Raw genomic sequence first — 14,436 nt, 5'->3', positions numbered from 1 at the left:
GACACTCGGGACCTCAGCCTGCCCCGCCACAGCCCACGGTACGAAAACGGTCCACCGACTCCGTCGGCGGACCGTCATGCAAGATCGAGGCTAAGGGCTCGCAGAAAAACAACACGCTGATTTACCGGCCTGGTTGAGCAACTGTGGTAGCGGTCGTCGACCAGCTGCGATCTCACGGGCGGCAAGGTAGGAACCCTTCCGGGCCAGCGCGGTGCAGATTGCTGTGACCTGGAAGTTCAGCATCCCAAACTACAACGATGGGCTCCAGAACCGGAACCGACGTCTTGTTTTTCTGCCTGCTTGGGGTACTCCCTCTCGCCCACCTCGACGGCGGGCAGTGTCGGGGACTGCCTTCTCCTGTTCCATGCGGAAGTCGCAGACCGAACTCACGTCGCCTGCCGCCGTATGCGCCGCAGCTCAACCCGGTCGGGGGCATATGGTCCCTGCTCCGCAGGCGCTGCCAGGCCAACACCGCCTTCATCGACCCCGTCCGCCTGATGCGCGCCCTCCGGCAGGGACTGCGCCAACTCCAATACCGGCCCGACCTCATCGACGGATGCCTTACCGGCACCGGACTCGCCCTGACGACACCACGCCTACAGCGTCAGCAACGAGGCGGCCGCCGATAAGGTGGCACACAACGGCTGGTCCGGAGTGAATCCCCTGTCGGACAACCGCGTGGCCGGCATCACCGCCGACCGGGCACGCCTTGAGCGCGGAGTACGGAACTCCGTTGCCATCGTCACCGCGTTGACTCCCGCGCTCGGTTACCGCACCAGTGCCGAGATCGCAAAGGAATCCTTCGCGACGGGCGTTCCTGTGTGGGAGATCGTCGTGGGCAGAGGGCTGCTGTCGAGAGAACATGCCGATGCTTTGCTGTCTCCCACGGCGCTGGTTCGGCCGAATGGCCCGTGGCCGCCGGATCTCCCGGGAGACGCGGAAACGGTGCAGTGCGCGGCGCGGGAGTCCGGAGGGGTAAGTCTGCCTGCCGTTACGTAACCGCCGAACCTCCCTGGCACCGCCCCCTGGGGTCTCCCTGGCGGGGCGGGCGGGACGGCAGCCGGCACCGGCCGCGTCCGTTTCTCGCTCGCGCGGTGGGTCCTCGCCCCGCGCACGACGTGGCAGGCGCGCCGCCTGGCCGCCGAATGCGGCGAGGGGATGGACGCCCGGCGTGGGTGATGGCCCGCCCGGCCCGTTATCCGGATGAGCGCGGTTATTCCATGGGTCCACCTGGAGAATGACCGTCGGGCCGCGGACTGAGCAAGCTCAGGCGCCGACCCTCGGCTCACGCGGAGTGCTTCCTCTCGCGACGGCGTGGGTTGACTCGGCCGATTCCCGCGAGGTTCTACCGACGGTAGAATCGGGGGTATGAGTAAGCCGACGAGCATCAAGACCAGCGAGGAAGTGCGCGACCGGCTGCGCATCCTTGCTGAAGAGCGCGGCACCACTATCACTGAGCTGCTGGAAGAGCTTGCTTCCCGCGAGCTCACGGAATCCGAGCGGGAGCAGCGTGCTGTAGAGGCGGCCCGTGAGCTCGGTATCGAGTACAGCGAGCAGGTGCAGCAGGTCGGCCAGGATGCCTGGGCGAAGATCCGCGCCCATCAGGGCGGCGCCGCCGCGTGAACCTGACGGCCGTCCTGGACCACACCGCTCTGCTCGCCTTGTACCGTGCGGACCCCTTCTTCACCGGTCTTTACGTCGAAGCCTCGCGTGGCACCGGCCGCGTCCTCATCCCGTCACTCTCCGTCGTTGCGGCCGAGCGGCAGGACGCCGGCGCCGGCAAGCACGCGGCGTCACTGCGGTTCGCTGAGAGCGTTCCGTTCACGGCCGCGCACGCGGTGGATGCGATGGGCTGGAGAGGTATGGACTGGCCGGTGGCTCACGCGGCGGCGATCGCCTGGCACGCGGTCAAGGCGGGAGAGCCGCTGACGGTCCTGTCGCTGGAGCCCGAGCTGTACGCAGGCACGGGCATCACTCCGCTGAATCCCATCTGACCACGTCCAGCAGGCAGGAGGGACTGCTTCCCATGGGAAACAGCCCCTCCTACCGGGTTCAGTGCCTGGCGTGCAGGTACACCTCACCACGGACCGCGGCAAGACGACCACCCCTCGCAACCGACCAGCTCACGCCGGCCGTCGGCGGCAGACAGCCTCCGGCCGGCGCCACCGCCCCCGTGCGGCGCGCGCCCACCCAGGTGCTGGAGGGGCCGGGCCGTGCAGGGGGCGTACGACCACCACCGGCTGGCCGCGAAGGCCGCGGCCCAGGAACTCGACCAGGCGCGGTTGTCCTCGGTGTACACACTGGCCTCCTCCCTCCTCGACAAGGTCGGGTCGTACGAGCAGGCGTCGCCTGACAGCGAACCGGGCCCGCACCTGGGCCGAGGTGTCCGGCTCCCCCCTCGCCGCGGCCGCCGCCGCCCGGAGCCGGCCGGGATGTCGATGGGCTCGCCGTTCTGCGGGTTGCGGGCAGTACGAGCGGTCTATCGACCGCAAGCTCGCCGGTCTCGCCGTCACCCTGCGACGGGACCACGGCGGCGTCACTCCCCCCAGAGTTCACCGGAACCGCCTGGGAACTGCTCAAGGACCTCAAGCGGCAGGCCGGCGCCCGCAAGAAAGCGCGCGGCGCTGTCAGCATTGAAGCGCGTGCGTGCGACACGGCGGCGGGCTTGTCGCAAGACGGACCCACTCGGCGTGACCCGCAGCGCCTTGCCGGTGGCAGAGGACCCGTGCCAGGAGGCCGCCGATACCCATCGTGTACCGTCTCGCTGTTGCCCAGCTCTCCCTGAGCAGCGGCAGCACCGTGTCCTTGCCGGCGTTTACCGTTGCTTGCCCGGCACTCGCCATCCTGACGGGCGCCTGGTGCACTGGCCGATCCGGAGCGTGGAGGTGCGGGCATGAATGGTGCGTCGGCTCCTGATGAGCGCCTGGCGATGTGCAGTGTCTGCTGGGGCCGGTCCCACCCGGCGCGCTGCGCGGCGCCCATGTCCCCATGTCCTCCCCGTGGATGACGGCCTGGCCCGCCGCGGTGGGGTGCCGGCACCGAACGACCGCAGCCGGACGAGGCGGCCTTGAGGGCCCGTACCTCCCCGTCGGCAGAGACCCCGGCGGCCGGACGGGGCGTCCCTCGCGCCGCGTGACGGACGACGCAGCGTACGCCTGGCACCGGCGGGGCCGCGCGCCGTGCGACACCCGGTCGGCGACCCTCGCCGACCGCGAAAGGACGTGATACGCAAGTGACTTCTGTCAGAGGCCGTTGATACCCTCCACGGATCATGGGGTGCGGTGGCACGTCTGCCGTGCGGGGTGGCGGGGACTCCCCGCCCACGCGCGACCGACTCGCGGGCCGGTCGCACGACCGTCCCCCACCGGCCTCCCGCTCCTCTCGTACGAGTCACCTGAGTCAAAGGAACACTTCGTTGCTTCCTGCCAGAACCACCGGGCGGCGCCTCGGCGCCGCCCTCGCCACCGTCCTCGCCTTCACGGCCGGCGGTGTCGGACTGACCGTCCCGGCGGTGGCCGCGCCCACCGCCGGCAACGCGCCCGCCGCGCCCGGGGACCAGTCGGTGCCCGCCTTCCCGAAGGGTGAGACCATCGCCGGCGTCACCGCGTCCGGCTATCTGACCTGGGACCAGAGCAGCTTGACCAGGAGCTGGACGCCCGTCGGCGGCGGCACCCCGACGCAGTGGCCGTGGAGCGTCCCCGTCCAGGCCACCGGCACGGGCGACCTCGTCGCCGTGTCCTCCGGCTCCACTGCCCGGATCATCGACATGGCGAGCGGCTCGACCGTCCACACCTACGACCTCGGCCCGTCCGTCAGCGGGGTGCGCTACGCGGGCGCCGCCGGCACCTCGCTGTTCACCACGGTGGACGACGCCGACGGTACGACGCTCCGGATGCACACCAAGGGTCAGTCGACGCGCGTGGTGACCGGTGCGCTCCCGAAGAACGCCACCGGCGTCAAGGTGACGCCCGGCACCGCTGCCGAGGCGCTGGTGACGTACTCGACCGGCACGGGGACGGGCGCCCGGTACTACTTCGGTCTCGTCGACTTCGCCACCGGCACCGTGAAGGAGACCCACGAGGTCCCGCAGGCCGCCACCACGAAGAGCAACATCGCCGTCTCGGCCACGCACGTGGCCTGGGCCCGGTACAACGGTACGGACGACGCCACGGTGACGGTCGTCGAGCGGTCGACGGGCACGGCCCGGGACATCCACGTGGGCACGGTCTGGCCCCCCGCCGTGGCGCTCGGCCTCCAGGACGACTGGCTGACGTACGGCAACAAGGGAGGCCTGGACTCCATCTCCGCGTACTCCTCGAACGCGCTGACCGGGTACGACCTGAAGACCGGCGCCACCCGCAAGCTCCTCGACCACATCACCTCGACGGCCACCGCCCCCGACGGCACGCTGTACGCGCGCGGCGGCACGGTCGCCTTCAACGAGGGCCTCTACCGGATCGCCCCGGGCCAGGACGGCACCCCGGCCGCCACCCTGGTCGCGAGCACCGGAGAGCCCACGCGGATCACCCTGACCGGCCAGAGCGTCCCCGCCACGGTCGACCTCGACCGCAACAACGGCAAGGCATCGCTGAGATGGCAGCTGTCCCGGGGCAACGCCGAGGTGACTGTCACCCTGAAGCACACCCGCACCGGCCAGACCCGGATCGCCTCCTTCACCGACCCGGGCACCACCGTCAGCCTCGACTGGGACGGCGGTCTCGGCTGGCCCCCGGGCGGCGCCTACAACGGTGACTACACGTGGACGCTGGTCGCCAAGCCGCTCAACGGCATCGGCCCGGACCTCACCTCCTCCGGCTCGTTCAAGGTCGTCCGCACCGCCAAACCGCACGACTTCGACGACAACGGCACGCCGAACGTGCTCGCGCGCGACGCCGCTGGCCGGCTGTGGAACAGCGACACCTACCACGACCCGTACAACCCCGGTCAGCTGTCGGGTCACGGGACGAAACTCATCGGCTCGGGGTGGGGGATCTACAACCAGATCGAGGCCGTCGGCAATGTCGGCGGCGCGGTCCACGCCGACGTCGTGGCCCGCGACGGCAGCGGTGTCTTGTGGCTCTACCTCGGCCGCGGCGACGGCACCTTCGCCGCCCGGTCGAAGATCGGCGGCGGCTGGCAGACGTACAACAAGATCACCGGCGGCACCGACTACACCGGCGACGGCAAGGCCGACCTCCTCGCCACCGACAGCACCGGCGTGCTGTGGCTCTACAAGGGCACCGGCCAGTACAAGACGCCGTTCACCCCCAGGGTGAAGGTCGGCGGCGGCTGGAACACCTACGACAAGATCACCGCGGTGGGGAACGTGGGCGGCGCCGCAGGCGGTGACCTGGTCGCCCGGGACCGCGACGGCGTGCTGTGGCTCTACCTCGGCAACGGCAACGGCACCTTCGCCTCCCGCACCCGGATCGGCGGCGGCTGGAACGCCTACAGCCACCTCGTCGGCATCGGCGACGGGAACCGGGACGGCCGGGCGGACCTGCTCGCCTACGACGTGCGCAACAACAGGGCGTACTTCTACTCTGGCACCGGCAACTGGCGGGCGCCTTTCGCGACCCGGACACCGTCCGTCGCCCCCGACCGGGTGCAGGCCGGCGACTCCTACGCGCTCAACCACGTCGCCTGAGCGTCCCTCCCGGGACCGCGTCCCGATGTTCCCGTGCCCCCGCGTCGCAGCCGTCGGCGCGGGGGCACGGCGCGTCAACGGCCCGCAGGGCATCCGACACCGAGCCGGACGACCACGGCCTCGGGCGGTCCCGTGGCGGGCTGACCACGAAGTTCACCTCGCCACCGAGCAGGGGCAACAACCCATGTCCCTGATCATCACGGCCGGGCACTGCCACGACAACCCGCAGTTGCGACCAGTGCTCGAGAAAATCCGGGTTCCGCGCACCAGTCAGGGCCAGCCGCGCACCAGGCCGGACAAGGTCCGCGCCGATAAAGCCCATGGCTCCCACGCCGACCGCTCCTACCTCCGCAGACGCCGGATCGGCTGCACCATTCCCGAGAAGGCCGACCACGTCCGAAACCGCGAAAAGCGCGGCGCCCACGGCGGGTGACCACCGAAGCTCGACAAGAACGACCACAAGCAACGCCAAGCCGTGACGGGCTCATGGTCGGCCCCGAGTCCGAGGTGCCAGTCGTGGTCTAGTGCTATGACCGCGAACCTTTGCCGGGTTGCCCGTTGTGCTGGGTGCCGGTGACGGCACTCGGCAAGGGGGAACGGGCATGGTCAGGGTTCGCCGGCTGACAGAGCAGGAGGGACAGAGGCCACAGCGGATTGTCCGGCCGGGAAGCACCAGTTCGGTGCGGTTCCGGCGGGCGATGACGCTTCTGGCCTCATCGAGAGCAGCCCGGTCCGGGTGATCGCGCAGCCAGTGCAGGCCGACGAGGACACCGTCCGGGACGTGATCCACGTGTTCGACGAGGTGGGGCTGGCCTGGCCTGTCTGGACCCTCGGTGGGTGGGAGGCCGCCGTCCCCGCCTGCTGAGCGTCGAGGACGAGGATTTCGTCATCGAGGCGGCCACCACCCGGCCCACCGTGCCGGGCAAGCCCTTCACCCGCTGGTCAACCCACAAGCTCGCCGAGCACCTGCGGCGCAACATCACCCGCCCGGTGAGGACCGGCCGCGAGGCCCTGCGCTGCCTACTGCTGCGCAGCGGGATCTCCTTCCAACGCACCGAGACCTGGGAGGAGTCCCCGGACCCCGACTTCGGCGACAAGCTCGACCGGATCGAACTCGCGCTCACAGAGCGGCCGGACCGGACCTTCGCCCTGGACGAGTTCGCCCCGCTCGGCGTACGTCCGATGGCAGGATCGTGCTGGGCTCTCCGGTCGAGTCCGGACCGGCTACCGGCGACCTACCGCCGCACCCACGGCATTCCGCTCCATCTTGTCCGTCAAGCCGCGAAGGATCGTCCAGCCGATGCGGTGGACCTTCTTCCCGCAGCTGCTCATTTCGACGAAGGAGCGGCTGACGCGCATGCCGCTCGCGTCGAAGCCGCCCGACACCACCAGCACTGCCGGGCGACCCTCCGCCTTGACCTTCGCCTTCACCTTCGCATGTCATCAGGCGCCCGCGTGTACGTGTGCGGCCCACACCGACGGCAGGTTCGGATACTTCGCCCTGAGCTGCCTGACCGTGCGATGGACCGCCGCCGACGCGCACAACGCACCGGATCGGTCCGCGATCAACTCGCCGTAGAGCTGCTGGCTGAAGGCTGGCGCTACCACGTCGTCGACGCGCCAAAGCGTGCCGACCACCTGGGAAAAACCGGCTATCTGAAAAGCCGCCAACGGGTGGATCGCCTCGTCGGACAGGCGCGCAGTGGTGCGGGCCGTGTCGCAGGCCGACAGGAACGCGAACTCCGCGTTCCGCAGACGCAGCCGGGAAAGGTCCAGCACCCGAAGCGGCGCGCGGTCGTGGTCGTGCAGCGCGAGGTGGCTGTCCGAAGGGTTGTCCGGGTCGCTGTACCCGTGGCAGGCGAAGTGCGCCCAGCCACTGGCCGGCAAGGCGTCGAGAACGGCGTCTCGAGTCGCGTCCGCACCGACCAGGACCGTGGCGCCGGGTATGAGAGCGGCCAGGTGGTCGGCTTCGGCCTGTGCGCCGGGCAGGTCCGGGGCGTCCGGAGTGTGCGGCATCGCGACCACCAGGAGCTGCGGCTCGTTCCGGTCGTCGCGGCGGCCCGCGCGGGCGTGACCCAGGGCGCGGATCGTCGGCGTCGTCGAGGAGACGACGCGGTCGAGGAGCACAGGTCCGCCGTCGCGGTGGTGGCCCGCCGCGTGCAGGGGGAGCAGGCTGAGCGGCCCGACCGGGGCCCACCAGATCCTTGGCCACGGACCATCCGCCGCCGGTTGCGCCGTCATCCCCAGTTCGCCGAGCACAGGGCCCACGACGGCGTCCCACAGCCACTCGAGCGTGTCATGGATCGCCTGCTCGGCGACCAGCCGCTCCTCCGTGAACGCGGTGTGCAGAGCGCGTACGCGCTGGCTCACGGTCTCTTCGCTCAGCCGATCCAGCGCGCGCGACCGGACCCCGTCCGGAGTGATGATCAGCGCGTCACACCGGTGCCGGCTGACGTTGACATACACGATCGGGCCCTCGTGTGCCTGCGCGGTGAGGTCGGTGAGCAGCGGGGGTCGCAGGAACCGCTCCATCCCGGGCAGCGCGCGGATCCGGTCGGTCACCGCGTCGAGTTCGTCGGCGAGTGCCACTCGGTCGCTCGTGGTGTCGGTTTCGAATTCCGCGGTGAGTGTCCGGAAGCGGTCGGCCAGCTCAGGTGCCCGCTCGCGCAGGTCGGAAAGGTCACCGCGGCTGTCGAGTGCCTGGGCGGCGAGCACGCAGCGTCCGGATTCGAGCAGGGTCACCGCGCTCACCTCGTCGCCGACGGCCAGCGCGCACGCTGCCGCGTCGGCGGCGACCCCGGCGAACCGGCCGAGCCAGTACTGGGCGTCATCGCGGCCGAGGCGGCGCCCGGCGAGCCGGGGGAGCAGTCGGACCGCGGTGGCGTACCCTTCGGCAGCCACGTCGAACTGCCCCGCCTCGGCGGCCAGATCTCCCCACCGGTCCGCCGCTTTCGCCCGGCTCTCCGCCGGTGATCCGGCAGACGCCGCGGCCTCCCGGTAGCAGCCGAGTGCTTCGGTCAGCGCCTCGCCGTCGCCGAGGTGCCGGAAGCCGAGCGCCAGGACGTTGGCGACGTGGGTCAGGAGACTCGCCCGGAAATAGGCGTCCTGCGCGGGCCTTCGCACCGCACTCCGGGCCAGGCCGACCGCCTCGGCGAGGACCTGCGGATCCGGATCCGGCGCCTCCCGTCGCGCGAGGGCGGGTGCGACGGGGTTCGTGCACCAGTCGCCGAGCGCGGCGGCCAGGTTCGCGGTGTACCTGGGCCAGTCCGGGCTGTCCTGCGGAGTCGCGGCCACGGACGCGCGACGCGCGGCGATCGCGTCCCGCAACGCGTTCCGGTCGCCGGAATCGGCGTACGCCATCTCCAGCACACCGCCGAGATTGGCCAGCCGCACTGCTCGGTGCGGGTCGTCGTCCGCCGTGACGTCCGCGGCCGCGCGGTGTGCGTCGATCGCTTCGTCGAGCACGCGCGCCTCGCCCGTCCTGGTGAACCAGTCGGACAGTATGGCGCCAAGGTTGGAGAGCCGCTGGGGCTGCCCGGCGACCAGGCTCGCGCCGAGGCGGACGGACTCCCGGGCACGGTCGACCGCCTCCGACAACACCTGCAGTTCACCGGTCACCTGGTACCGGTCGTGCAGCATGACGGCGAGGATCCCGAGTGAACGCGGGTGGTCACCCTGCCCGGCCGTGGCCTCAGCGGCATGGCGAGCGACGTCGATCGCGTCCGTGACGTGGGCGAGGTCTCCGGTCGCGTGGAACAATGCTTTCAGGTTGGCGGCAAGGTTGCCCATGAACTGTGCCCGCTGCGGATGGTCCGCCGGCGTGCACGCGACCGCCTCCCGCTCGATGGTGACGGCCTCCGCCAGCGCGGCGTGGTCCCCGAACGCTTCCCCCCGGGTGGCCAGCGCCGTGGCGAAGTGGTCCAGCCGCACGCCTCGACGGGGGTGCCCGGCGGGGGTGGCCGCCGCCGCTGAACGCCCGAGCTCGATGGCCCGCTCCAGCAGGTCCGAGTCCCGGGTCTGCTCGAACTCGGCGGCGTACCGGCCGCACACTTCGGCTTCGGTGTCGGCACGTTCCCAGCCACTGCTCGATGTCGGACGCTCGCCGGTGAGCGCGGCCCATTCTCGTTCCGTGGTCGTCAGCTCGACGAGGTTCTGCGAGTGCCGCGGATTGGTGACCGGCGTATGGGCCACCAGCGTCTGCCGGACCCGAAGCACTTCGGCCAGATCGTCCCGCGCTCCGCGAGCCCGGTAGCGGTCGTAGAGGAGGTACGCGAGGATTCTCAGTCGTTCGAGCACGTCGGACGACCCGGCCGGCGTGAGCTCCACCGCTCGCCGCGCGGCATTGACGGCTTCCTCCACGACACCGGTCTCCCCGGTCTCATGGGACCAGTCGCGCAGGACGACGGCGAGGAAGTGCAGACTCCTGGCGGTGGTCCCGTCATCGGGGGAGCACTCGGCGGCGGCCCGCGCGTGCTCGGCGGCCTCCGCCAGGGGGGCGAGGTCCTTCGTCACGGTGAACGCCGTCCGCAGCGCGACAACGAGGTTGCCCAGGTAGTACGCCTTCTTCGTGGACGGTGCCTCGTCGACGGCCGTCCGGCTCCAGTACAGCGCGTCGGTCAGAGTGCCACGGTCCTGGTTCTGCTGGAACGCGGTGTGCAGCAGCATGCCGATGTTGTTGGCATAGTGGGCCGAGTCCTCGGGGCTTTCGTACGCGCGGACGTAGGCCTCCATGACTTTGCTGACGGCTTCCCGCAGGAACTCGAAGTTTCCGGTCTGGTGGTAGCGGGTCTGCAGCAGGCCCCCGAGATTGGACAGGATCAAGCAGCGCTCGGTCACGTCCTCGGCGGCCAGCACGGCATGGCCGAGGTCGATCGCCTTCTCGACCGACGCGGGGTCCGCGCTGTGTCGGGCCACCCGGAACGCCTCCCAGAACCGCTCGGCCAGTACGTTCGCGGGTCCGCCGCCCACGCGTCAGTCCTCGTTGCCGTTCGAGGTGCCGGCTGGACCGCCGGGCGCGTCGTCCGGCTCGGCGACCGTGCGTTTCGGGGTGTAGCCGCGTTCCGCGGCCTCCTGCAGCAGCGCCGCCTCTTCGGGCGTGAGCTCGAGTTCGTGCGCGAGTTCGGGTTCGTGCGCGAGTTCGGGTTCGTGCGCCATTATCGCTCCTCCTCCGGCACGGCCGCCGGTTCTCCGGCTTCGACGAACTCCAGCACGTCGAAGTCTTCCGCCCGCAGCCGCAGGCCCGCCGTCCCGTGCACGCGCGCGCCGAACGCCCCGTCGGCACCCATCACGCGCGCCGATTCGAGGTACAGCTCGGCCGGGTGGGGGTACGAGGAGGCGTACGACCTGTTGCCGTACCAGCCGCCCGCCCAGTTGCCGTCCTTGAGCCGCACGCGCACGAAGCACGGTTCGCGGTCGCGGAACGCGTGGTCCCAGGCGCTGGGCGTGCGTAGGAACCGAGCCTTGCGCCGTTGCCGATCCACCTGGGAAACGGTGACCGCCGCCGCGGCCGGCACGACGAGGAACAGCACCACGGCGACGAAGCCGACCACTCGCGGCCGCTCCACGAAGCCGTCCCAGCCGCCGTCGACGCCTCGAGCCAGACGAACCAGCGCTGGCCCCGCCACCACCGCGTACAGGGCGTCCAGCGCGACGGACGCGACGATCGCCCGCAGCACCCGCTCGCCCAGATCACGCTCACCGGGCACCGGCCCACGGCGGCGCTCCCGGACGAACTGATAGGTGACCCCGGGCAGCACCAGAAAGACGAGTAGAGCAAGCTGCAAGACGGTCGCAGGCGCCTGCACTCACCACCCCCATGTCGCACGGACTCCGCTCGATCAGGCTACTGGCTTGAGTCTCCACGGTCGACAGAACAGCCCTTTCCGCTGGTTGCCGGGAGGCACTGGCCGGCCTCGGCGACGCCGCGTTCGCTGCGCAGCCTGCGGATCTCACCGTATGCGGTCTCCAGCCGTCGGGTGAGTTCGCTGTTCTCGGCCCTCAGATGCTCGATGCGCGCGAGCGCGATCTCCAGACGTAGCTGGATGGAGGTGGCCGATGCGGGTTGCGAGCCGGTCCGCTCGGTGGCGGTGCTGCCGGTCCTGCATCTGCCTGATGGCGGCCACGAGGTCGGGCTGGCTGCCGGGCCGGAGCCGGATGACGGTGACGGTCACCGTGACGCCCCGCACGTTCGTGTTGAACGGCAGGGGAAGGCGGTCCGACCGTGTGGAACGCTGCGAGCTGATCGCACTCGTCGTAGGCGTCGACGATCACCTCCGCGACCATGGCGTCGAGTTCGGCGGTGGTGAGCCTCATCGCCGGTGCCGCCGTTGCGCGCGCAGGAGGTCCGCGAGGCGTGCGCCGACCGGAGTGATGCTGGGCAGGGGCTCGTGTACGAAGTGGTTCTTCTTGCGGCGGCGCAGCAGTTCCTCGCCGTCCCGCTCCCAGGTGAACGCGGGCTTGCGCAGGAGCGCGCGGAATACGGCGTCGGCGTTGGCGGGGTGCCGCTGGACCAGGCGGCGGATGACCATGGGGGAGACGGAGTCGTCGTTCAGGTACTGCCGGAGCTGTGCCAGGTGGGTGCGGTCGCGGGCGAGGGCCGGATCGGCGAACAGGGCGTCCAGGCGGCCGAAGTCGCCGTAGTAGCAGATGCCTTCGGTCGCGTCGCAGATCACGGCGACGGTGTCCGCGTCGAGCAGGTCTTCGGGCAGGCTGCTGAGCTCGTCGGGGGAGGGGCCGCCGTCCCTTGCCCGGGAAGCGGCTTCGTCGTCGAGTTCGGCGAGGGCTTTGTCCTGCCGGTGACGGTGATAGTCCCGAAGCCGGAGCTGCGCCTGGCCGGGGTCGAGGACGAGCAGGTCGGTGCCGAACAACTCGATGAAGTCGGCACGGGCCTCGGCCTGCATCTGCCAGGCCTGGCGGAGCATTTCGGGATTGCGGCGCAGCAGCTGCGGATGGACGGCGAGGGTCTGGGCGGCGACCTGCGCCAACTCAGGACCGTCGCCGGGGGAGTAGGTGGTGAGGTCGCCGCTGATCAGCCAGGCGTCGGTGTCGGGGTGAACGGGCACGATCCGGGCGGCGACGAACATCCCCTTGCGGAGCTTGCCCAGGGCACGGTGCCCCATGTTGGAGTGGACCCGGTAGACGAGGTCGTCGAGCAGGTTGTGCAGGATGGCGGTGCTCCGGTCCAGGCCCTGGATCTCGAAGATGCCCTCGACCACGTCGCGCCAGCCGAGCAGCATCGCCCGCTCGTCCTGCGGCAGCGGCGGCCGGCGCTGGGCCACGAACCGCTCGACGACGGTGGAGCCGTCCGGCAACCGGTACTGCAGAGCGAAGTGGTCGATCGTCTCGACGGCGGTCGCCTCGTCCAGGAAGCCGAGCCGGTCCGCGGCCTCGTCGAGCCGGGCATCCAGCCGCCGGGCGAAGCGCGGATTCTGTGCGAAGGCCACCAGTTCGCTCTTGAGGTCCCCGCTCCGTGCGACCAGTCTGTCGACCTGGGACCGGGTGAGGGCCGTGAGGGAATCGCCCTTTTCCACTTCTATCTGCCTGTTCTCTTCGGATGTCACGGCCGGTGCGGCCCGCCGCGTCGGTGGCGCTCCCGGCCAGGGTGTGTGTCACGCGCCGGACGGCCGGAGAGGCGACAGGTGAGTTGCTGGGCAAGCCGTTCGCATTGAGTGCCGCACGGCGACATCGACGGCACTGCGGTCGTTGAGTTCGACACCGCGCGCGGCAAGGGCGGTGGTGATCTGTTCGGCCGGGCCCCACATCTCCGCATGCCCTCCCAGACGTCGGCCGCCCCCGGCGTCAGCAGCGCCGGCTTGTCACCGGAGTGCCGCAGACCTCACCGATCCGCGCCATCAGCGCGCGCGGAACCGGACCGTCATACTCGACGAACAGCACCCGCTCGCTGTCCCACTGACGCGGCGAACGGCATACGTGGCTCTTGCCGCCGCCCGACCCGCGACGGCCTCGACTCCTCGGCATGGCTGCGATTCTGGCAGAGCCGCGCGGGGTAGTAGACGCGGTCGCGGATCGCAGAGGGCCGCACTTTCCCTCCGCACAGGGTGCAGCGCACCCGCCCCCGGAGCGCCGTTGTCGCAGGTACTGGCGGCAGGCACCGTTGCTGTAAGCCTTATCCGCCGCGACGCTGTCGGGCTTCCTGCGAGGCCTGCCCGCTCCGAGGCGGGGCACCCTGATCCTCTCCAGCACCGATGTGAACTGAGTGCAGTCCGCCCGTTGTCCTGCAGTGACGATCAGGGACAGCGGGCGGCAGAGGCCGTCGGCACTTAGATGGATCTTGCTGGTGAAGCCGCCGCGCGAGCGGCCCAGGCCCTCATTTCGTTCGCCACCACCGCCAACCGACCCACCCGACTTCGCCATGGCCTCCCGATCTGGTGTTCTGTCTCCTCGTCCCCTTTTGGCCCGGCGCGCCTCATCGGGAGTTCGGTTCGGGCGCCGGCCGCGTGCTGGTGGGCGCGCACGGTAGTGGAGTCCACCGACACGTCCCAGTCGATCTCGCCCACCGCATCGGCCATGGCCTGCACGTGCTGCAGCAAGCGTTCCCAGGTGCCGTCCGCCGACCATAACCGGTGCCGCTCATAGATCGTCTTCCACGGCCCGAACCGCTCGGGCAGATCACGCCATGGCACCCCGGTCCGCACCCGGTGAAGGATCCCGTCGATCACCTGTCGATGATCTCGCCAACGCCCGCACCGCCTGTTGCTCACCGGCAGGTGCGGCCGGAGCCGTTCCCACTCGGCATCCGTGAGATCGCCGCGATCGTGCTGGCCCATAGC

The 14,436-nt window shown here is 70.5% G+C and carries 10 protein-coding genes and 3 pseudogenes; 7 read left to right on the top strand and 6 right to left on the bottom strand.

Annotated elements, in window-relative coordinates; translation table 11 throughout:
* Positions 1 to 395: 395 nt before the first annotated feature.
* The 7 genes and pseudogenes from AB0N63_RS30350 to AB0N63_RS30320 form a co-directional block, all read left to right on the top strand.
* Positions 396 to 629: pseudogene (locus AB0N63_RS30350) on the top strand (IS630 family transposase); the annotation flags it as partial.
* Between the two features lies 1 nt (position 630).
* Positions 631 to 999 carry a hypothetical protein gene (locus AB0N63_RS30345; protein WP_365533876.1) on the top strand — a complete coding sequence of 123 codons (369 nt, stop codon included), beginning with the start codon at positions 631 to 633 and terminating at the stop codon, positions 997 to 999.
* Between the two features lie 369 nt (positions 1,000 to 1,368).
* Complete coding sequence (locus AB0N63_RS30340) at positions 1,369 to 1,623, top strand: hypothetical protein (protein WP_365533874.1); 255 nt, start codon at positions 1,369 to 1,371, stop codon at positions 1,621 to 1,623.
* Positions 1,620 to 1,994 (top strand): PIN domain-containing protein, encoded by a 375-nt coding sequence (locus AB0N63_RS30335; RefSeq protein ID WP_365533871.1) that lies wholly within the window; start codon positions 1,620 to 1,622, stop codon positions 1,992 to 1,994. The genes AB0N63_RS30340 and AB0N63_RS30335 overlap by 4 nt, the downstream gene beginning before the upstream one ends.
* Positions 1,995 to 3,415: 1,421 nt before the next feature.
* Positions 3,416 to 5,647 (top strand): VCBS repeat-containing protein, encoded by a 2,232-nt coding sequence (locus tag AB0N63_RS30330; RefSeq protein ID WP_365533869.1) that lies wholly within the window; start codon positions 3,416 to 3,418, stop codon positions 5,645 to 5,647.
* A 184-nt stretch (positions 5,648 to 5,831) separates the two neighbouring features.
* Entirely contained in the window at positions 5,832 to 6,080 is a 249-nt protein-coding gene (locus tag AB0N63_RS30325) for a transposase (protein ID WP_365533867.1), read from the top strand.
* Positions 6,081 to 6,249: 169 nt separating this feature from the next.
* Positions 6,250 to 6,904: pseudogene (locus AB0N63_RS30320) on the top strand (helix-turn-helix domain-containing protein); the annotation flags it as partial.
* On the opposite strand, the gene AB0N63_RS30315 reads toward AB0N63_RS30320, so the two are convergent.
* The 6 genes and pseudogenes from AB0N63_RS30315 to AB0N63_RS30290 all read right to left on the bottom strand — a co-directional run.
* Positions 6,872 to 7,078 carry a hypothetical protein gene (locus AB0N63_RS30315; protein ID WP_365533865.1) on the bottom strand — a complete coding sequence of 69 codons (207 nt, stop codon included), beginning with the start codon at positions 7,076 to 7,078 and terminating at the stop codon, positions 6,872 to 6,874. The pseudogene AB0N63_RS30320 and the gene AB0N63_RS30315 overlap by 33 nt on opposite strands.
* Before the next feature lie 12 nt (positions 7,079 to 7,090).
* Complete coding sequence (locus AB0N63_RS30310; RefSeq protein ID WP_365533862.1) at positions 7,091 to 10,615, bottom strand: CHAT domain-containing protein; 3,525 nt, start codon at positions 10,613 to 10,615, stop codon at positions 7,091 to 7,093.
* Positions 10,616 to 10,618: 3 nt separating this feature from the next.
* Positions 10,619 to 10,801 (bottom strand): hypothetical protein, encoded by a 183-nt coding sequence (locus AB0N63_RS30305; protein WP_365533860.1) that lies wholly within the window; start codon positions 10,799 to 10,801, stop codon positions 10,619 to 10,621.
* Entirely contained in the window at positions 10,801 to 11,451 is a 651-nt protein-coding gene (locus tag AB0N63_RS30300; protein WP_365533857.1) for a DUF6338 family protein, read from the bottom strand. Before AB0N63_RS30300 ends, AB0N63_RS30305 begins: the two co-directional genes overlap by 1 nt.
* 504 nt (positions 11,452 to 11,955) lie before the next feature.
* Positions 11,956 to 13,176: a hypothetical protein gene (locus AB0N63_RS30295; RefSeq protein ID WP_365533854.1), complete on the bottom strand. Its 1,221-nt coding sequence runs from the start codon at positions 13,174 to 13,176 to the stop codon at positions 11,956 to 11,958.
* Positions 13,177 to 13,729: 553 nt separating this feature from the next.
* Positions 13,730 to 14,433 (bottom strand): annotated as a pseudogene (locus AB0N63_RS30290) (IS5 family transposase); the annotation flags it as partial.
* Between the last annotated feature and the right edge of the window lie 3 nt (positions 14,434 to 14,436).

The organism is Streptomyces sp. NPDC093260, from assembly GCF_040683715.1.
GTDB lineage: Bacteria > Actinomycetota > Actinomycetes > Streptomycetales > Streptomycetaceae > Streptomyces > Streptomyces sennicomposti.
This window is presented reverse-complemented; position numbering and strand designations above follow the sequence as displayed.